Annotated in this window: 8 protein-coding genes; all 8 read right to left on the reverse strand. The window is 64.6% G+C overall.

What is annotated here, in order from left to right; translation table 11 throughout:
* Nucleotide 1 precedes the first annotated feature (1 nt).
* The 8 genes from J2X44_RS08630 to J2X44_RS08665 all read right to left on the reverse strand — a co-directional run bounded on the left by J2X44_RS08630 (nt 2) and on the right by J2X44_RS08665 (nt 21,330).
* Nucleotides 2-1,279 (reverse strand): HlyD family type I secretion periplasmic adaptor subunit, encoded by a 1,278-nt coding sequence (locus tag J2X44_RS08630; RefSeq protein ID WP_310089101.1) that lies wholly within the window; start codon nt 1,277-1,279, stop codon nt 2-4.
* A complete protein-coding gene (locus tag J2X44_RS08635; protein WP_310089102.1) occupies nt 1,276-2,337 on the reverse strand; it encodes a cell wall hydrolase in 1,062 nt (353 codons plus the stop codon). The genes J2X44_RS08630 and J2X44_RS08635 overlap by 4 nt, the downstream gene beginning before the upstream one ends.
* Nucleotides 2,334-4,520 carry a type I secretion system permease/ATPase gene (locus tag J2X44_RS08640; RefSeq protein ID WP_310089103.1) on the reverse strand — a complete coding sequence of 729 codons (2,187 nt, stop codon included), beginning with the start codon at nt 4,518-4,520 and terminating at the stop codon, nt 2,334-2,336. Before J2X44_RS08640 ends, J2X44_RS08635 begins: the two co-directional genes overlap by 4 nt.
* Nucleotides 4,517-5,914, reverse strand: coding sequence for a TolC family outer membrane protein (locus J2X44_RS08645; protein WP_310089104.1), 1,398 nt, complete (start codon nt 5,912-5,914; stop codon nt 4,517-4,519). Before J2X44_RS08645 ends, J2X44_RS08640 begins: the two co-directional genes overlap by 4 nt.
* A 102-nt stretch (nt 5,915-6,016) precedes the next feature.
* Nucleotides 6,017-15,400, reverse strand: coding sequence for a DUF5801 repeats-in-toxin domain-containing protein (locus J2X44_RS08650; protein ID WP_310089105.1), 9,384 nt, complete (start codon nt 15,398-15,400; stop codon nt 6,017-6,019).
* A 470-nt stretch (nt 15,401-15,870) separates the two neighbouring features.
* Nucleotides 15,871-16,857, reverse strand: a complete 987-nt coding sequence (locus J2X44_RS08655) for a M23 family metallopeptidase (protein WP_310089106.1) — start codon at nt 16,855-16,857, stop codon at nt 15,871-15,873.
* Between the two features lie 463 nt (nt 16,858-17,320).
* The gene (locus tag J2X44_RS08660; protein WP_310089107.1) at nt 17,321-19,510 is read right to left on the reverse strand and encodes a calcium-binding protein; all 2,190 of its coding nucleotides are present in this window, start codon (nt 19,508-19,510) and stop codon (nt 17,321-17,323) included.
* A 281-nt stretch (nt 19,511-19,791) separates the two neighbouring features.
* Nucleotides 19,792-21,330: a TolC family protein gene (locus J2X44_RS08665; RefSeq protein WP_310089108.1), complete on the reverse strand. Its 1,539-nt coding sequence runs from the start codon at nt 21,328-21,330 to the stop codon at nt 19,792-19,794.
* Between the last annotated feature and the right edge of the window lie 56 nt (nt 21,331-21,386).

A 21,386-nucleotide genomic window follows, 5' to 3' on the forward strand; every position in this document is an offset into this window, starting at 1 on the left:
TTCAGCGTTCGGTGAACGCCTCCGACCGCGCGCGCAGGAACGGCTTGAATAAATAGCTGAGCACGCTTTTCTTGCCCGTCAGCACCTCGACATCGCAGATCATTCCGGGGGTGATCGGCAACTGGCGTCGCCCGCTTTTCAGATAGGCGACGTCGGTTTCGACGACGACGGTAAAATAGGCTTCCTTGGTCGCCTCGTCATACAGGCTGTCGGGCGAGATTTGGACGACGCGCCCCGACAAACCGCCATAGACCGCGAAATCATAGGCGGTGACTTTGACATTGGCGCGGTCGTTGACCTTGATGAACGCAATGTCGCGCGGCGCGACCCGCGCCTCGATCAGCAATTTGTCGCCGACCGGCACGACCTGCATGATCTTTTGTCCCGCCTGGACGAACCCGCCCACCGTCGTGACCTGGACATCGTTGACGATGCCATTGGCGGGCGAGCGGATTTCGCTGCGCTGCTGGCGCCCCGCGGCCCCGCGCAGCGATTCCGAATTGACCGCCATCTTGGCCACGATCTGATTGCGCTCGTCGAGCGCCTCCTGGCGAAATTCCAGCCCGGCCGAGGCGGCCTGGGCCTGCGCCTCGCTGATCGCGGCGGCGGCGCGTGAAGCGGCCTGTTCGGCGGCCGCCAGTTTGCCGCGCACCTCGGTCACTTCGCGCTGGGCGTTGAGCAACTCGGTTTGCGGCACGATCGACTTGGCGGCGAGCGGCGCCAGCAGGTCGACCTGGCTTTGCGCGAGCGACAGGCTCGATCGCAACGAAGCAATCGTCGCCTGCGCCTCGCCATAGTCGCGGCGGCGTTGTTCGACCGCGGCGTTGAGCGCCATCCGGCGGCTGCGCTGGGTCGCGGCGCGGACCGATTGCAGGTCCGCCTCCTGACTGCACTCGGCAGGCCGGACGCCGCTGGCATTGGGCGTGCAATCGCCCCCCGCCGCGCCATTGCCTTCGCGGCCCAGCCGCGCGGCGCGCGCCGCAAGCGAGCGGTTTTCGGCCTCGATCTGGCCGAGCTGTGACGAGGATTCGGTGTCGTCGAGGCGCACCAGCAACTGACCCTTGCGGACCGGCTGGCCCGACCGCACGACAATGTCCAATATCGTCGCCGGTTCGGCGGACTGGACGATCTGCGCCTTGCTCGACGGGATGACGCGCCCCTGGCCGCGGGTGACTTCATCGACCTGGGCAAAGCTCGCCCAGCTGACGAAAACGAACAGGCCGACGCCGGACGCCAGGATGATCCGGCGCGTGCCGACATAGGGCCGCGATCTGATCATGAGCCGCTCTCCTTTGTGGCGACGTCGAATTCGCCGCCCTGTTGCCGCGCCATCATGCGTGAGGCGCGGCTGGTTTCTTCGGGTTCGGGGATTGCCAGTTCCCAGCCGAGCGATGTATCGAGACGGCCGCCGGCATCATTATCGGCGCGCCGTTCCTGCATCGCGTCCAGCGCATTGCCGGACGATGCCTGGATCAAGCCTTGACCCTCGCCGGCGTCGCGCCCCCGCACCACCGCGCTGCGCGCCAGGATGGTCGGGATGGCCTCCATGCCGCTGTAACGGCCCGAAAACGCCCCCGGCGTGCCCCATTTGCCTGGCCAGCGGTAAAAGATGTGGGCGCCGAGCTGGGCGATCTTGACCAGCTTGGGTGCCCAATAGGGCGACACATAATTGGCGTGATAATGGGTCGCGTGGCCGACCGAGGTTTCGACATAGCCCGCCAGCGCGGCGCGTGCGATATCCTCTGCCTCCTGCCACTTCGCCGGATTGGGCCGTCGGTTAAGCGATCCATCGCAGGTGAAGCTGAACTGGCACACCGGGCGGTTGACCCCCTGATACACAACGCCGCAGATCGATTTCGGGAAGGCGGGGTGCAGGGCGCGGTTGATCACCACCTGCGCGACCGCGCGCCGCCCGGCGAGGGGCTCATACGCCGCTTCGAAATACACCGCCTGGGTCAGGCATCGCAGCGCGGTCAGTGCTGCTCTTTGATCGACCGTCACCGGATGGAATGGCCGCGCCGACGCGACCGGTCCGGTGGAAAAGGGGATCGCTTCGTTGCGCGTCATCGCCGTTGCGGGCGGCTGGATTGGCATCGCGCCCGGATCTTCAGTCAGCTTGATCAGCCGCACCATTTCAGGGTCGGTGATGGCGGGTGCGTCGGGGCTGATGTAGGCGGTATCGGCGCTGTCGCCATCGACGAAATCGGACACATGCGCCCACATCGTCCGCGACGTCAGTAGCGTCACCACCACCGCCATTGCGACCAACCACAATATTGTGCGGCGGTTGTCGTCGCTGGCGACGGTGCCGTATCGGCGAGCGGTTGCGGCGGTCATGACGCGGCTCGCTGGGCCAGGATTTCGTCGCGTGGTCCGTCGGCGACGATCCGGCCATTGTCCATGACGATCAGCCGGTCGACCAGTCCCAGCACTGTCATCCGGTGGGTCGCAATAACCATCGTCTGGCTGGCGGGGATCGCGGCTTGCAGGCGATCGACGAAATGCTTTTCGGTCTGGCTGTCCATCGCCCCGGTCGGTTCGTCGAGGAACAGCAGATGCGCCGGGCTCATCAGCGCGCGGGCAAGAACCAGAAAGCTGCGCTGCCCGCCCGACAGGCGCGATCCCCGCTCGCCGATATGAAAATCGAAACCCGCCGTGTCACGGCCCAGAAATTCGTCGGCTCCCGACCGGCGGACCGCATCGATGATGCTGGCATCGTCGGCGTCGGTGGCGCCGACCATCAAATTCTCGCGCACCGTGCCGCTGAACAGTTCGGCATCCTGACCGACGAAGCGCAACGTCGAACGCAGGTCATGCGGGTCATATTGGCGGCTTTCCAGACCGTCGATGCGATAGCTGCCATCGGTCGGATCATAGAGACCGCACAGGACACGCCCCAGCGTCGATTTGCCCGATGCGACGCGGCCGATCAGCCCGACGCGTTCGCCGGGTTCGATGATTAGGCTTACCCCCGCCAGCGATTCCCGGTCGGTATCGGGATAGCGGAAGCCGACATGGTCCAGCTGCAACCGACCGTCGCGGACTTCGGGAGTGATCGAGCGGCTGCCCTTGTCGCGCTCGTCATCCTGATCCATCAGCTGTTGCAGGCTGTTGAGCGTGACGAACGCCTGCCGTCCGCGCGTCATCAGAAAGGCAAGCTGGCCGACCGGTGCGAGCGAGCGGCTGGCGAGCATGACGATCGCGATGATTGCGCCCATCGAAATGGTCCCGGCGTTGAACAGATAGAAGCCGCCGATGATCAGCGCGATGCCGGTCGCCTGCTGGCACAACGTCGCCAGATTGACCGCGGTCGCGGTCAATTTCCGCATTTCTTCCTGCGTGTAGGCATTCGACGCCGACAGCCGCCGCCATTTGCCGAGCATCCGTCCCTCGGCGCGGCACGCCTTGACGGTTTCCAGACTGCCGATCGTTTCGACCAGCGTCGTTTGCAACATGCTGGCGTCGACCTGCGCGTCGGCGACCGCGGCGCTCATCCGCCGCTGCAGCACCCAGCCCATCGCGAGCATGACCACCATCGCGACCATCGGGATGACCGCCAGCCAACCGCCGAGCACGGCGATCAGCGCGACGAACACCACCAGAAACAGGATGTCGGTTATCAGCACGACCGTGGTCGAGGCAAAGAAATCGCGGACCTGTTCGTAATCGGTCACCCGGCGCGCGAGCGCGCCGGTGCTGCCGCGCTGGGTCGCCATCGGTAAGTTGAGCACCTTGTCGAGCAGCCGCTGTGACAGGCGGGCGTCGATGCCGCGGCCGACCTCGTCGATCAGTCCGGTACGCGCCAGCCGCAGCCCATATTCGACCGCGATGGCAAACAGCGCGCCGAGCGCGAGCATCCACAGGCTGGCCGCCGCCTTGTTCGGAATGATGCGGTCATACACATTCATCGTGAACAACGGCATCGCAAAAGCGAGCAGATTGATCAGCAGCGACGCGAACATCACATAGCCGTATTGGCTGCGCTCCTTCCACACCTCGCTCCAGAACCAGTGCTGCTTTGTCGCCTCGTCCCACGGGCGTTCGCGCGCGGTTTCGCTGGCGGGATCATGGCGCACAATGACGCCCTGTCCCGAATAGGCGGCTTCAAGCAGGCGGCGGTCGATCTGAATGTCGCTGCTGGCGCCGGGCAGGCGGACCCAGCAGCCGTCGTCGTCCATCGCGGTCAGCACCAGCGGCCGGTCGTCGGCCAGCAACAGAATGGCGGGGACGTCCTGCGTGTTCCACGCCGCGAGCGGCCGCCGCACGAGATGACAGCGCAGACCGACGGCGTCGAGCGCGTGATCGAGCTGATCGAGCGGCACCAGGCCGTCATCGTCGAGCGCCAGCCCCTTCTTGACCCGCAGGTCGGAGAAAGGACGCTCGAACAGCGCGGCAATTGCGGCGACGGCATCGAGCAATTCGTCGCCGTGCGCCGGGGTAGCGCGCCATGCTTCAAAATCTGCCGCGGGCGGAGGTTGGCGCGAACGCCGCGCGCCGCGGGCGTCTGCTGGATAATTCATGTGGGATCCCGCATCGCTTCCGGATTCATTTCGGGGGTCGGCCCGACCTTGAAGCGTTCACGCGCCTTGGCGGCGGCCGCGGCAGGCGGCTGGACATCCATCGCGGCGAGCAGGTCGTTGAGGGCCGCGAGCAATTTGAATTCGGAATAGAATTGGGCGAATTTCGCGGTCTCGGTGCGGACCTGGACGTTATAGCGGGTGTTCTGGGCATCGAGCACGTCGAGCAGCGAGCGGCGACCCACGTTGAACTGGGCGCGGTACGAGCGCAGCAATTCGTCCGAAACCCGGCTCTGTTCTTCCAGCTCCTTAACCAGCTTGCCCTGCGCGTCCCACGTGTTCCACGCGATCCGGACATCCTCTTCGGCTTCGCGGACCATCTGGTCCATCCGATAGCGCGCTTCCTTTTCGCGGCGGTACATTTCCTGCACCTTCGACCGTTTGATGCCGCCGTTGAAAATGTCCCAGCGCAGCACCAGCCCGGCGCGCAGGTCGTTGGTCTCGCCGCGGAAACCGTCGATGTCGTCGCCGATCCGCGCGTTGCCTTCGAGCGCCAGGGTCGGCGACATTTCGGCCTTCGACTTGCGGACGAGGGCGTGCGCGGCGTCGAGGTCGGCTTGCGCTTCGCGGACCCGCGGATTGCGGTCGCGCGCGCGGGCGAGGGCGTCTTCCAGCGTCGCTGGAATATTGCCCGCAAGCGACGGCGGCAGCGCGGCGCCATCGACCAGGTCGAGCCCGGTCAGGGTGCGGAACGACGCCGATGTGTTGACCAGATCGAGGTTGGCCTCGGTCACCCGCGCGCGGGCGGCCTGCTGGCGTTCTTCGGCCTGCTGCTGATCGGCGATGCTCAGCGATCCCTTGGCCACGCCTTCGCGCAGGTCGGTCACCAGCTTGCTATGGAAATCTATATTGTCTTCGGACGCTGCGACGATCCGTTGTTGCAACAGATAATCCAGATAATTGCGCGTGACCTGCAGGGCGATGAACTGCGAGCGTTCCTCGACGCGGAATGCGGCTCCATCGGTGCGCGCGGCCTGACGCTTGACCTCGTTGCGCCGGACCCCGCCGTCGAACAGCGTTTGCTCGACGCTTAATCCGCCTTCCATCGGATAAAGCTCGTTATCGGCGATGCCGAGCGCGCGGCGCGTGCTGTTTTCGAGGCGGCGAATACCGATCGATCCTTCGACTGATACGCGGGGCGCGAACAGCCGCTGCGCCTGCTCGCGTTCGAATTCGATCGCGGTCTTGTTCTCGACCGCCTGGTTGATTTCGGGGTTGGTCTGGACCGCGGTTTCGACCGCAGTCTTCAGTTCGATCCGCTGGGCCCAGCCGGCATCGTGGGTGGCGACGAGCGCGGCGGCGGTCAGCAACAAGGCTGCGGTACGGAATTTCGGCATCTTTTGTCCCCTGCATGTATCCGGTCGAAGTCGAAGATCCTTCTGCGTGATCCTTCACCTGCGCCGGTGTTTCATAATGTCCGACATCCCCGCCGGTTCGGTTTAGGCGTGACCGGCCGACGCCATTTGCTCCAGCTGCACCACGACGTGCTGCTGAGCGAGGTCGGCGATGAACGAATGGCCCGATGCGCTCTCGCCGAGCATCCCGGTAGTACCGCCGTCGCCCAGCATGATGCGGGCGAGCATAGGTTCGGCAGGAGCCTCGGGACCGAGCAGTGCGTCGATTTCAACCTGCGGCCCCTCCAACGCGGCCGCGACAATCGTGTCGAGCTCCGCGCCAGCGAGGTCGAGTATCGCTTCCGGCGGCAGCGCCATCTGCATCTGCTCGCCCGACGCGGCCGCGGTTGCCGGTTCGGGCGACAGATCGACATCGGTCCCTGCGAGCAGCTGTGCGTAGGTCGGTTCCGGCGCGGCGGTATCGCCGTCGTCGCTCTGCGCTTCGCGGCGATCATCCTCGTCCATCTGGCGCTGGGTGCCTTCGGGTTCGATCCGGGCGGTGGCCGGTCCGGAGAAATATTCGCGGACAAGGCCATCGGCCTTGGCCACGGGCAGGGCCGATGATTGCTCCGCGGCTTCGCTCGACACCCCGACCTGCTGGTTCGAAACCGCGGCCTCGTCATCGGGCGAGGCTGGCGGTTTCGCCGCCAGCGGGGTCGCCGCCGCAAGCCCGGCGACCAGCATGGCGGTCGAAACGCCCGCGTTGCCGTTGGTCGCCGCGACCCGCTGCTGATCGGCGAAATTGGTCGCAAAGGCCGCGTCGGCCAGCTTGCCGGTGCTGCCGTCGGCGCGGGTGTACAGGGCCTCGCCCTTGACCTGCACCTGTCCGTGCGCGGCGGTATAGGCCTGTCCGTCCGAGGTCAGCGAGATGCTGATGATGCCCTCGCTGATCAGTGAGCGGAATTCACCCGCATCGGTGACACCGTCGCTGTTGGCATCCTGCCAGATGCCGAACTTCGCGAAATCGGCATCGGCGGCGTCGAGCTTTCCGTCGCCATTGCTGTCATAGGCGGCGGCCAGACCTTGTAGGTCGGACAGGCCCATTCCGCCGAACACCAGTTCGGCGCCGTTGTTGATCTTGCCATCGCCATTTTTGTCGATCGCCAGCAGCCCGTCGTCGGCGCCGACCCAGGCGGTAGTTTCGGCAATGCCGTCGCCATTATAGTCAAAGCTGACCCCGGCGGCGTTCGATACGAATTCGACTCCGTCGCCGTCCAGATCGACCGCGATCGGCGGCGCCAGCGCGGTGATGGTCACCGACAGGTTGGCGGTTGCGGTGTCGCCATCGCGATCGGTGATGACATAATTGAACACCTCGGTCGCCGTGACCGTGATCGGGCTGGGCGGCTGGTAATTATACTGGCCGGTGGCAAAATTCAGCGTCAGCGTCCCGCCCATCGGGGTGGTGATCGCGTTCAGCGTGCTCCCGGCAATACTGCCGCCGGTCGACACGTCGATGCTCGATGCGCCGTTCCAGGTGTAGGTCGTCGTGCCGATGGTGATCGACAGCAACCGGCCACCATCGGCGCCGAAAAAGTCGTTGGCGTCGAGGTCGCCGGACACTGCCGACGGGACGATCACCGACAGCAGGGTCGCCACCAGATCCTCGAAATCATCGACCAGGATCGGTTCGTTGTTCGGTGCATTGTTCAGGTCGACGTCGCGCAGTCGCTGGATATTGAGCGGTTGCAGCGGGTTGTTGTCGATGCCGATCGCGGTAACGTTGACATTGTTGCTGTCGACGAAATTGTTCCACGCCGTCGCGGTCGCGGGCAACAGCGAATTGATGACCATCGGCGGGATGCCGCCGAACTGCGTTTGCTGGTTCGGGTTGCCATCGCTCAGGAAAAACACCTGATTGCTCGCGCCGGGAATGGTGGTGAAATTGGCCAGCGCGGTCTGGATCGCGCCGGTGTAGTTGGTGTTGAACCCGATGTCGTCCTGCGACGGCCGGGTGCCACCGGCCAGCGGATTGAGCGAGTCGAGATACGCGTTGGCGGCGGCAGCGGTCGCAAAGGACTCCGATGCGAACGAGCCGGACGAGAAGATCACGAACTTGATCGTGAGCGCGCCCGAGGCGGCACTGTCCAATTGCGCCAGCGCACTCTGCACGGCATCCAGCATCACATTGAGTTCGCCATTGTCGATGCTGTCGCTGAAATCGAGGATGAAGAGCGTGTTCACGTCCTGCATCGGCTGCGATGTCGATCCGGTTTCGCCCGTGGCGGTCGGCGCGTCATCTTCGATGACAACGCGGATCGCCGACGCGTTGGTCGTCGTCGTGGTGCCGTCGGACACCGAAACAGGGACGAAGAAGTCCTTGAGATCTTCGAGCGCGACGGTGGGGTGATCGACGGCGCGTGACAGCGTTACAGTGTAGGCGCCGTTCGATGCCAGGGTGACGCGGATGACTTCCGATCCGCCAACCGAGCCGATCAGGGTGCCGGTGCCGACGCCGGTCCAGGCGACCGGAACGCCACCCGCGGTCAGCACGGCGCCGGGATTGCCGAGCGTGGCGGTCAACGTCTCGCCAGCATCGGCATCGCCGATGGCCAACGTGCCGCTGAACGTCGTGCTGTTGGTGGTGTCGAGCGTCGCGTTCGGGGCCGTGTCGGGCAATCCGTTCGGCAGACCTTCTTCCGATACCCTTGCGATTGCGGTGCCGATCGTCGGGGCATCGTTGGTCCCGAACACGGTGATGGTCAGGGTCGAGCCGACCGACAGCGAGCCGTCGCTGATCGTATAGGCAAAGCTCTCGGTTAGCGTCTGGCCGCTGTCGAGCGCGTTGACGACGGGTTTGTCCTCGTCGAGCGTGTAGGTGTAGCTGCCGTTGGCGTTGATCACCAGCGTACCATAGAGGCCGACATATGTCCCCGCCGAGGTGACGGTGATCACCTCCAGATCGGGATCATTGTCGGCGACGTCGGCAAAGGTGCCGAAGGGCGCGCCGGGGTGCGCGATGTCCTGCAACACATTGCCGGTGGCGCTGGGGTCCGATCCGCTGACGCCGTCGAGCACCCAATTGGTATCGGCACGGGCGATCGGGAAATCATTGGCGCCGGTGATCGAGATGGTGATCGTCGCGATCGACGTGTCCCCGTCGGCGTCGCGCACCGTATATTGAAAGGTTTCGGTCAGTGTGGTGCTGGAAGTGAGGGCGATGACCGCGGGGTCGTTGGGGTCGAGATCATAACGATAGCTGCCGTTGGCGCCGATGACGATCGAGCCATAGTCGCCGGCAAGCGCGGCGCCGATCGTCCCCGAGGTCGGCCCGAACGCCACCCCGATGACGGTCAGGCCGCCGTCGGCCCCGCCATTGTCGGCCGATCCGTCCATGCCATTGATGTCGGTGCCGCCGATCCCGGTCAGCACATTGCCGTCGGCGAAAATCTCGCCATCGCGCGACACATTGTCTTCGTCATGCAAGGCAAGCGGTGCGTCGTCGCGGATCGCGAATTGCCCGGTGATATCGGCGGTCGTGCGCGCGGTGTCGCCGTCGCCGTCGGTGGCGATCGCGGTCAGCGTGATCAGATTGCTGCCCGACAGGAATTTCGTCTGATCGGGTCCACTGTCGGGCGTGTGCAGGATGGCGCGCGACTGGTCGAAGGTGACGAGGCCGCCAGGTGCCACCGAGATGCGGAAGACTTCGTGCGCCGAAGTGCGCCCGAAGATGACGCCGCCCTCGATCGACAGGATCACCGCTTCGCCGGTCAGCGAGTCGATCAACCCGATCGGTCCGGCGGTGATGCCCAGTTCATAGGCCACCGTGCCGGGACCATCGGCGCCGAAATCGGTCGTTGCCGTGAACAATCCCGACAGATTGACCGTCGCGTTGGTCGCAAAATCGCTTTCATCGACGGTCAGCGGCGACGCCGTGCCGCCAGCGGTGATCGAGGGGCCGTCGTCGGCAAAGCGGATGTTGCCGCCCAGATCGACCGCGACGGTGTCCGAAATGCTGTCGCCGTCGCGATCGACGATCGTCGCGGTGCCGCGCAGTTCGACCAGATTGGCAGCCAGCGACACCAACTGCGCCGCGTAGTTGCTGGACGAGCCCGGCAACGGATGGTCGATTTCGGCGAATTGGGTCAGCGTGACGACGCCGGTCGCCGGGTTCACCGCGATGGAAAAAATGGGCGTGCCGGCCGCGCTGCCGACGATCTCGCCGGAGACAAGGGCCAGCGTGACCGGCACGCCGTTGCTGGTCAGGGCGGAGGTCGCGGCCGCCGAGCCCAGCGCAAGGGAATAGGTCCAGGTCACCGTGCCCGCGCCTGCGGGGCCGTCGGCACCGAAATTGACCAGTGACGTCGAAAAGGCCGAAGACAGATCGGCGGTCGCGACGTCGAACGCACTGCCGCGCGTGTCGGCGTCCTGCGTGGTCAGGGTGATCGTGTTGCCGTCGGCATTGATCGCGTCGATCGACGGGCCGTCATCCTTGAACACCAGCGTGTTGCCGATCGCGACCAGCGCCGATGCCTGATCGCCGTCACCGTCGGTGACCGTGGCAATCAGCCGGATGATGGTCGGCGACAGCGTCACCGGGTCATCGGGGTTGGTCGCGTCGGGATGGCGCAAGGCGCGCAACTGGTCGAGCGTTGCCTGCCCATCGGCGGCGACGGTCAGCCGGAAGGCGACGATCGACGGTGAATCCTGCAGCCGTCCCTCGACGACATTGCCGATCGCCTGCAGGATGATCTTCGAGCCCGTCGCGACATCGACCAGGCCGGTGGCGGTCGTCACTTCGAACGTATAGCTGACCGTGCTGCCAACCTGATCGGCCCCGGTCACGATATTGAACAGGCTTGTGAAATTGGCGGTCGCGTTGAGCGCCAGATTGGTCTCGTCCACCGTCAGCAGACCCCCAGTCGGCGACAGGGCGGTGATCGACGGGACGTCGTCGGATACCGAAATATTGACGGTGCCGGCCACCACGTCACCGTCGGCGTCCGTCGCGATCACCTCCAGCGAACCAAGCTCGACAAGATCGTCCAGCGTTGTGTCGGGGTGCAGCGCATAATTGGATTGCAGCGTGACGGTCACCGTCGCCACATTGCCCGACACGCTGAGGTCGATCACGACAACCGGGTTTTCGTCGGCGTCCCAGCCGATGATCTGATTGTCGGATTCGAGCGTCCAGCTGAGCCCGCCGTCCAGCATCGAGATGTCGCCAAAACCGATCGACGCGATGGCGTCGGAACCGGGGGTAAAGACGATATTGCCGCTGCTGGAAACCGGCTGCACCGGCGACGGGGTCGAACCGCTTTCCAGATGCTGATCGTCGACGGTCAGCTGAATCGGGCCGCTGGCGGTCGGCAGTGTCCCGTCGGCGAGCCGGATTTGCTGCACCGCTGACGACTGGTCGCCGTCGCCGTCGGTGATCGTATAGGTGAAATCGGCGTGGATCGGAAACACGCTGATCTGCGGCACCGGATCAAAGGTCCAGGCGCCATTCGCCTGGAAGGTGTAGGTGCCGTTGGCGTTGCTGAAGGTCGTGGTGCCAGTTGCGGCAACCGCCACGACGGTGCTGCCGATCGTCACCGAAGTTACTGTTGCTCCATCGGCGCCCTGCGTGTCGTTGGTCAGCAGATTGCCAGAAATCGCAGCAGCGTCCTCGGCGACGGTGATCGACGGGGCCGACCGCGCGACCGGCACATCGTCGATCACGTCGATGACGATCACATTCTGGGTCACATTCCCGAATGCGTCGGTGACATTGTAGGTGAAGGTTTCGACCGCAGAGACGAGGTTGGTGCCATTGTTGGCGGTGACGCCATCGACGGTGCTGTTCAACGTGTAGGAATAGGTGCCGTCGGGATTAAGCGTCAGCGTGCCATGGGTGCCGACGCCATTGCCAGCCAGGCTGAACTCGAACGGACCGGTGCCGCCCGCAACATTGTCGTTGAGGTCGCCGGACACCGTTTCGGCGTCGCTGTCGGGATTGCTGCCGGTGGCGAGCGCGGCTTCGTTGACCGCCACTTGCACGGCGTCGGCGGACAGTCCCGCGTCGCTCAGGCGAATGGTCAGTGTCGTGGTCGATCGGTCGCCGTCACCATCGGCGATCGTATAGACAAAGATGTCTTCGGCGCCATCGGGTGGGACGATGTTCGGGTTGGCAACATAGACATAGCTGCCGTCGGCAGCGACGGTGAGCTGGCCATAGAGGCCGGTGATGACCGCGCCGACGCCGCCAATCGCGGGCGCCGACGGGTTCGCACCGACCGCGCGCACACCCAATATTTCGGCGCCATCGGCGCCCGCGATGTCATTGGCGAGCAGCCCGCTTGCGGCGTCGACTTCGAGCGTCTGGCCTTCGCCGACGTCGCCTTCGTCGGCTTCCGCCGCCGGGTTGTCGTCGCGGATCAGCACGTCGAGCGTTGCCGCCGCGACGGTGCCGTCGCTGTCGGTGATCTCGATCGCAAAGCTCTCGGTCAGCGCGGTATCGGTCGCGCCGCTGTGCAGGAGGCTGTTGTCGGTGAGTTCGTAGCTGTAGTTGATCGTTCCGCCGATGATGTCGCCGCCCGCGTCGAACACCGGCTCGAAATCGGTGATCGTCAGGATGCCCAGGTCGGTGGTGATCACCAGTCCGGCGACGATCGTTTCGCCCGCCAGCGTGATCGCGGTCGCACCGTCGGCGGCGCTGAAGGTGAAGCTGCCGGTCTGGGTCAGCGCATCGCTGTCGGGCGACGATCCGTCTGACAGATTGGCTTCCGATACCGTTGCTTCCGCTCCATCGGGGTTGAGCCCGTTGATGGTGACAATGTCGTCGCGGCCGCGGATGACCACTGTCAGCGTCGCGGTGGCCTCATCGCCGTCGCCATCGGTGATGACATAATCGAACGTCTCGGTCAGCTCGTCGTCGCCGTCGAGCCCGGCCACGTCGGGGTTTTCGGGATCCAGCGTGTACAGATAGCTGCCGTTCGCCGCGATTTGCAGCGTGCCATAGGCGCCGAACGTCAGCCCGTTGATGTCACCGCTCTCGCCGCCGAACGCGATAGCTGTGACGCTGGCGCCGTCGGCGCCCTGCACATCGGCTTCACCATCGGTCGCGTTCGCATCGCTGCCGCCGACGCCGGTCAGGACGTTGCCGTCGGCGGTCGCCGTGCTGCCCGATTGCAGCAGGTCGAGGTCGTCGATGGCGGTCGGGACATCGTCCTCGACCACGATGCTCAATGTGCCGCTGGCGCTATCGCCGTCCGAATCGGTCACGACGACGCCGAAGGCTTCAATCACATCGTCGCCGCTGGTCGCGTCGGCGAGAGTGTAGCTGTAGCCGATCGACGTCGCCGTGATGCTGGTGATGGTCAGGGTGCCAAATTCGCCCGTAATTGTCTGGCCAACTGCCGTCACCGTTTCGCCATTGATGCGGACCGTTCCCACGCCATCGGTGGCGGCGAAGGTGAAGGATCCCTCGGTCGTGGCGCCGCCGCTGTCGGGCGCCGATCCCGTCGGCAGGCCCGCCTCCGACACCAGCTGGCCGTCGTCGTCGCCGTCCGGCAACTGGATCGTGACGCCGCCGTCACCGATCGCGATCCGCAGCGTCGCGGTCGCGGTGTCGCCGTCGCCGTCGGTCAGGCGATAGGTGAAGGTATCGAACACGCCGCCCGGCGTGCCGGGATTGCGGACATAGCTGTAGCTGCCGTTGCTGTTCAGCGTCAGGACGCCGTAGAGGCCTGCGACGGGCGTTCCCGCGGCGACCGCGGCGCCGGTGCCCGAAACCGACGACACGCTGGCGCCATCGGCGCCGGGGGTGTCCCGGCCGCCGTCATTCTCGGCATCGGTGATGACATTGCCCGTGGCGGGGGTGAAACTGCCCGCCGCAATGCTGTCGAAATCGGCAACCGCTTCGGGGACATCGTCGATGATATCGATCTCGAAACTGGCCGATACGGTATCGCCATCAAGGTCGGTGATGCCGACGGTGATCAGTTGCGACGCATTGTCGCCTACCGTGTTGTCGGTCAGCTGAAAGAAATATTCAACCGAATCGGGATTGATCGCGATGATGTAGAACGTGCCGGTCGCCAGCTCGATCTCCTGACCCTCTTGGGTCACCGCAACGCCATTGATCGTTATCGCGGCGGGGCCGTCACCTGCCGCAAACTGGATCACCCCAGCGGTGAAGTCGGAGCCGTCGCCCTCGCGCGAGCCCGGGCTTTCGCCATCGCGTTCGGCAAGGCCCGCTTCATCGACAAAGGTGCCATCGTCGCCTGCGCCGGGCAGGGTCACACTGGGCGCGCGGTCGCCGATCCGGATCGTCAGCGTCGCGGTCGAAACATCGCCATCGCCGTCGGTCAGTTGGTAAGTGAACACGTCGCTGACCCCGCCGGGCGTCCCGGCCGAACGGATATAGGCATAGGTGCCATCAGGGGCGATCACCAGGCGGCCATACAATCCCTGCACGGGAGTCGCGGTCGGGCTGAAAACGGTCGCTGATGCGGCGCGCACGCCGGTGATCAGCGCGCCATCGGCGCCGGGTGTGTCGGCGCCCGCCGCGCCAGTCGCGGTGCCCGCCCCGGTGATGACGTTGCCGCTCTGCGGCGCCAGGCTGCCGGGCACCGTATCGTCGATGTCGGCGCGCGCGGTCGGCGCGTCGTCCTCGATCGTCAGCGTCAGCGTCGCGGTGCCGACGTCGCCATCCTTGTCGGTGACGGTGATCGTCACGGTGTCGGTGGCGGTGGGGTTGGTGCTGTTGTCGGTCAGCGTGTAGCTGTAACCGATCAGGCCCGGGGTGATGCTGGTGATCGTGACCTGGCCCAGCGGGGTTGCGATGACCTGGCCGACGGTGGTGACGACCGTCCCGTTGACTGCGACGACGACCGGCTGGTCCAGCGCGGCGATCTGGATCGTGCCGCTGGTCGATTCGCGCGGCGAGGCCGGATCGGTCCCGGCAGGCTCGGCGCCGCGCGCGGCCAGCGCCGCTTCGGACACCACCGCAGTCGCCGCGGTAACCCCGACGGTCTGGTCGGGGGTGGTGATCAGGATTCTGGGCTTGTCGTCCGGCGCGTTGGGAATGACTTCCAGATCGAGAATTTTCGGAAAGCCGAACTCGGTCGGCGGCAGCAGATTGCCCAGTGCGAAGGGATCGCCGATGTCACCCGGTGTCTGGGCGAAATTGCCGCCCGAACTTTGCGGTCGGCCGGCGGCGGGTTCGGGCTCCTGACCGGCGATCAGCGCGGCGACGGTGGGCGCCGGAATGTTGATAGGGCCGACCTTGATTTGCGGGATGCGCAGCGCGCCGTCGATGATGACCAGCACCTGGCCATCGGGCAGGGTGACGACCAGGTCGTTGCCCGACAGCTTGATCGCGTCGAGCCGCGTGCCGGGCGGCAACTGGATAACGCCATCGACGGGCAGGATGGTCGTTGCGCCGGGCGGAATGGCCCTTGCGATGGTCGCGATTTCGCCGACCTGTTCATTCCTCTTCAATTCCATCGCCTAATGCCCCCTGCACCTTCGATGTTCGCCGGTTCACACGGCAGCGACCTGTACGGGGCCGCTGCGGCAACGGGCGAACGGCACTGCGTTTTCGCGCCGGATGTCGCGCGAAGTTGCAATGCAAGCTCTTGTGATCGTGCTGGGTTCTCTTTGGCGACCGATGCCCGTGCCTTGTCACTGACCCGGCAAATACAAACCTCGGGGGGTGATTCTGCAATGGCAATTTTCGGTATGGGCACCTATACTTTTGTATAAGTGCAATATCTTATGAGTTAATTTTTTCTTAATATACCTATTTACCGTAAACCTATTCGATAAAGCTGTCACATTATGAGTATGATGGAATAAATTATGGCAATAAAATGACGATAAGTGAATAAGATTGTCGAATGGATTGATAAAAGGTTTGCGTTTTATTGACTCAAAATTTGCCAATGTGAATATTGTCAAATGATAAGATTGATAGTCTATTTTATCAATCCGGATGTTTCGATTTGCGCGATAACCACGTCTCCGCGTTTCAACATATATCGCCCGGTATAGCGCCCGCCGGGCCACCCCGTCGCCGGGGCGCGCTTGCCGCTATAGGCGAACCAGCTGAGCCCGCCGCCTTCGACAACCGACTGCTGGTCGTGAACAATCTGTCCCCTTGGCCCGGCGATCGAAAAGAACTGGAGATCCCCGGCGCGGGCGCCGATGGCATCGATCCACAGGATCATGGCTGCCTGGCGGCCGTCCAGCGTCGGCGGCGGATCGCGTTCGGTGACCGCTTTGGGCGGCACGTTTGAAGCAAGGCCGCCCGTAATAACCGCCGCCGTTTCGTATCCGATCATCTGGGCCGCAGCCGGGGTCCACAGCCCCGTTGTGCGGGTATCGACATTGCAGGGGGGCGAGGCGGCGGCGCCAAGGAAAGGGTCGATCGCTTCGCCGCGATACCGGACGGTGAAATGCAGATGCGGAAACTCGCTATTCCCCGACAGGCCGATCAGGGCCAGGCGCTCGCCCCCTGCCACGCGCTGGCCCGGGCGGACGGCGATGCTGCCTTGGCGCAGGTGGCTGTACTGCGTCTGCCAGCCGTCATCATGGTCGATGACGATGGCGTTACCCGCATCCTTGCCGTCCAGCCCGGCGCGGGCATCGACGCTGATGTCGGGTTCGCCGTCGCGGGTCCGCAGGACCGTGCCCGCTGCTGCGGCAACGACTGCAATGCCGGTCCGCATGTCGGCCATCGTGCGCAGCCGGACGTCGACGCCGTCATGCCCGTTGGTGGTCAGCAGCCCGCAGCGATAGTCGCGGCGGCCAGGTCCCGGATCATGGTCGAACAGCTTCTGGATCAGACAGGACTGCCCGACGGTGCAGGCGACCGGAAAGCCGAACGCGGGTGTTCCCGTCGGCGGTGGCGGCTGCAAAGCGGCGATCGCCATCGAGAAGGAAAGAAGGAACGCGTGCATCATGGCCGAGCTCTTGTTGCGGACTCGTTGGTCGCGGCGCAAAAGTGACGATGGCTGGAACTTCGACGCCGGCCGCCGCCAGGGGGCGTGGCGGCGGACACGGCTAGCCAGCGGGAGCTGACCGAACTCGAAGATCTGCCAAGTGTCGGAGGGCGAAATTGCCACCCGGTCGTCGGCAGAACTCTTACTTTTTACACCCAATCTCTGCAGACCTGCTCGGCTAAAGCAGGCATCGTCCGGATGATTCTTGCCCTGTCATCCTTGTGTCAAAATTGGCGGAAAGCGCAGTTTCCCGCCATTCCCAGATGGGGACATCGTGAAATTTGGCGCTTGGCGCGATGCTATTGCATTGGGACGCCGACAAAATGTTCCGGCGCTTTGACACAAAAAGGAGGGCAGGCCGCGGCCTGCCCTCCAAGTATGCAGAGGTCCGTCGAGGAGTGGCTCCCCGTACGAAGCCTTGTCCTCAGACGAACGTGATCATGTCGTAGGACGCGTTGCCCTGGCTGTACGCGTTGATCGCGGCAACCGAGTCATACGCACCAGCCGCAGCGAGCGCCGCGATCGGAGCCGAAGCGCCTTCCCAGAAGTCTTCGACCAAGACGACACCAGCCGCCGTGAAGACGAAGAGGTCAAGGGCGTCGCCCTGGCCATCCCAGTCACCGGTCAGGACGAAAGCGTCCGTCGCGGGGTCGAAGCCGGCATCGACGTCGAACACCAGGGTATCGCGGTTAGCGAGGTTGAAGTCGCGGCCCGATCCCAGGCTGAACGGCGCACCGATCACGTCGAAGCCGAAGCCCGGCGATGCATCGGTCGAGTCGAAGCGGAACAGATCCTTGCCCGCGCCACCCGACATATGATCGTCGCCTTCGCCACCGGTGATGGTGTCGTTGCCCGATTCACCTTCCAGATTGTCATCGCCAAGGCCACCGTTGATGGTGTCATTGCCGGTGTCGCCACGGATGCTGTCGTCGCCGTCATCGCCGTTCATCACGTCGTTGCCGAAGCCACCCGACATATAGTCGTTGCCATCGCCGCCCGACATGGTGTCGTTGCCGCCACCCGGATTGCCCAGGTTTTCGTACAGCGTGTCACCATACATGATGTCATCGCCAGCGCCGCCCGACATATTGTCGTTGCCAGCGTCACCCGCCAGCTGATCGTCGCCGTCGTTGCCATTGACGGTATCATTGCCGATGCCGCCATAGATCAGGTCGTCGCCATCATTGCCCGACAGATTGTCGGCGCCGTTGTTGCCAAAGATGGTGTCGTTATCGTCACCACCCGAGACCACGTCGTTGCCGTCGTTGCCGCTGATGTTGTCTTCGCCAGCGCCACCCGAAATGCTGTCGTTGCCGGTGTCGCCTGCGAGCAGATCGTCGCCGTCGTTACCTTCGATAACGTCGTCGCCTTCGTCACCGTTGATCGTGTCGTTGCCGTTGCCGCCCGAGATGAAGTCGGCATCGGTGTTCGACGGATCGAGCGGATCGAAGAAGGGATCCCCGTTGCCGCGGATCACGTCGTCGCCGTCGTCGCCATACAGGCTGTCGTCGCCGCCCTGGCCAGCAATGACGTCGTCGCCGCCGTCACCATGGACAAGATCGTTGCCGTCGTTGCCGTTCAGCGTATCGGCATCGGCACCACCGCCGATGTCATCGTCGTCCGCACCGCCCTGAACGAAATCGAAGCCGTTGCCACCACGGATCAAATCGTTGCCGGCATCGCCGTCGAGTTCGTCGTCGCCTTCTTCGCCGTACAGCGCGTCATTGCCTTCGCCGCCGTCGAGTTGGTCGCTGCCGTTCCAGCCGAGGATGACGTCGTCGCCGTCATCACCCCAGAGCAGATCGTCGCCTTCCCAGCCGTCGATGTAGTCATTGCCGCCTTGGCCAAAGACCTGATCGTCACCGGTGCCGGCAAAGATGCTGTCGGCATGGCCCAGTCCGGGGTTATACCCGCTCTGGTTATAGGCATAGTCGCCGTCGGCGTTGCGGTTCGGGCCGCCGTCGCCGAAGATCACGTCATTGCCGGCGCCGCCGTCGAGGCTGTCGACGCCGTTCGAGTTGGTGCCGCCGTTGATGTAATCGTCGCCGTCGCCGCCCGACACGACGTCGGTTTCGGTGCCGCCATACAGGTTGTCGTTGCCGAGCCCGCCGCTGATGACGTCATCGCCGGCATTGCCTTCGATACGGTCATCGCCCGATTGCCCGTTGAGCGTGTCGTTGCCGGCGTCGCCGCGGATGAAGTCGTTTCCGCCGCCACCCCAGGCCGTGTCGTTGCCGGCACCACCGAGCAGGGTGTCGTTGCCATCGGCACCGCCATTGTCATCGCCGGTGTAGACGACGTTGCCGGGTCCGACGACGACGAACGACGCTTGGTCGCCGATCAGCGTGTCGTTGCCGGCGCCGCCATCGACGCGATCATTGCCGCTGCGACCGATGACATTGTCATCGCCAGCATCGCCATACAGATCATTGTCGAAATTGTTGCCGTAAACGGTGTCGTTGCCGCCGTTGCCGCGTGCATTGTACGGCAGGTTGGCAGTCGAGGTGATCGCATTCAGATCGATGAAGTCGACCGAATTGGTCCCCAGAACCTGACCGCGCGAGGTCGGATTCTTGGGATTATTCGGTGCGCTAGAAGGTCCTACTGTAGGCATTTCGCTATCCTCTTCTTTCATGGGTCGCAAGGGATGCGTGGTCGCCGACTCGGCTTGATCATCCCCCCAATGGCCCCGAAAGCTCGAGGCCATGACAAGGGGATATGGCGGGGCAGGGGGACCGCACATTCCTGCTTGGGGACATGGCCGACAATTTTGTGAAGTGGTTCATTTTGGGGCATATCATCGCTGAACATCGCGGGCGATTTTCGCCGGATGCACGGATTTCCGCCGTTTCGGCGAAGGCCGAAACAGAACAGTTCGGAAAGAAAACTTGCTTGCTAGTTAAGTTTGCGGCCGAGCGCCGAGGTCGCGGGGCGCGACGAATTGCCTGGCGGCGGGGCCGCCTCGTTGACGCTGCGATCGGGCGCGCTGCCCAGCGACGACATCTGCGGACGCGCCGATTGCACGGGATCGGACACGGCCTTGGTTGTGCTGGCCATGACCGGGCGGCCGAGCGCCGACATGCCGGGCCGGTCGATCACATCGGCGCCGCAGCACCGGCCATCGAGAATCGCTTTCGCGTCGAGCCGACCGGTCGCGGCGAGCAGGCTGGCCCGCGCGACGAATTCATTGCGGTGCGCGCGCTCCAGCGTGACGCGCGCCGACAACAACTCATTCTGGGCATTCAGCACATCGGTCAGCGTGCGGTTGCCGCCGACCGCTTCCTTCTTGATGCCTTCCGCCGCTTCCTGTGTCGCCGCGACCGCAGCTTCCGCTGCGGTGATCGTGCTCTTGGCCGATTGCCAGCGCGTCCAGCTGCTTGCGACCTCTTCGGCCACCGTCCGCTGCGCGATGTCGGTTTGCGACAGACGCTGATCGCGCACGGCGCGCGCCCGGCGCACCTCGGCATGTTCGCGGGGCAGGAAAATCGGCACGCGCAGTTCCAGCCCGTAATAGAGTGATGAGCGGTCGTCGGGATATTTGCCCGTGAAGGTGTTGGTCGCGCCGCCGGTCAGATAGTCATAGCCGCTGACCGCGTCGAGTTGTGGCAGCAGGGCGCCGGTGGCGAATTTCACTCCCGACTTGCCCGCCTGGGCATTAAGCCGCGCGGCGCGGAGGCGCGGGGCAGCGTCCATGGCGATCTTTTGCGCCGCCGCGAGCGAAGCGGGAACCGCCGCGAGCGGCGGCAGCGGCGGGACCATGGTGCCCGACTGACCGCTCACGTTGCGGAACCGGTGGCCGTTGACGCCCAGTTCTTCGCTTGCGGCCAGCACCCCGGCCTGCGACGTCGCGAGCCGTGCCCTTGCCAGCTCCTCGTCAGTACGGGTCGCCTCGCCAAATTCCAGTCGGCGCGACGTCGCGCGCAACTGTTCACCGATCGCCTCGGTCTGCGCCTGCGAATATTCGACAATCTTGCGATTGAGGTGCACATCGGCGGCGCTGGTCAGCAGTTCCAGCAAGGTGTCCGACGTGATCGCGTCGAGCCCCGCGGTGGTTGCCTCCAACTCGGCCTTGGCGATCTTGACCGAATTATACGTGCGGTCACCGTCGTAAAAGCGCAGCCGCGCCTCGATCCCGGCCTGACCGGCGGTATAGCGGGCGTCGTTGGTGCTGCTGCCGTTCTTGATGTCGATCTCGCGCCGCTGGACGGTGCCGTTCGCTTCGATCGTCGGCAGATAGCCCGCTTCGGCGGCCTGCAGCCGCGCCTCTGCAACCCGCACCTGCTGGCGCTGCGCCGCAATGTCGGGACTCGTCGTGACGACGTTGCGGGCCAGCGCGGCCATCGTGCTTGACGGCGCGACCGCGGGCGACGCCGATTGCGCCAGCGCCGGAGTCGCGGCGATCGCCAACGTCGCTGCTGCGGCAGGCGCGCTCAAGGCGCTTGCCCAAAAAGTCCATGATTTCCGCACGTCACCCCTCCTGAATCATCGCA

The organism is Sphingopyxis sp. BE259, from assembly GCF_031457495.1.
Taxonomy (GTDB): Bacteria; Pseudomonadota; Alphaproteobacteria; order Sphingomonadales; family Sphingomonadaceae; genus Sphingopyxis.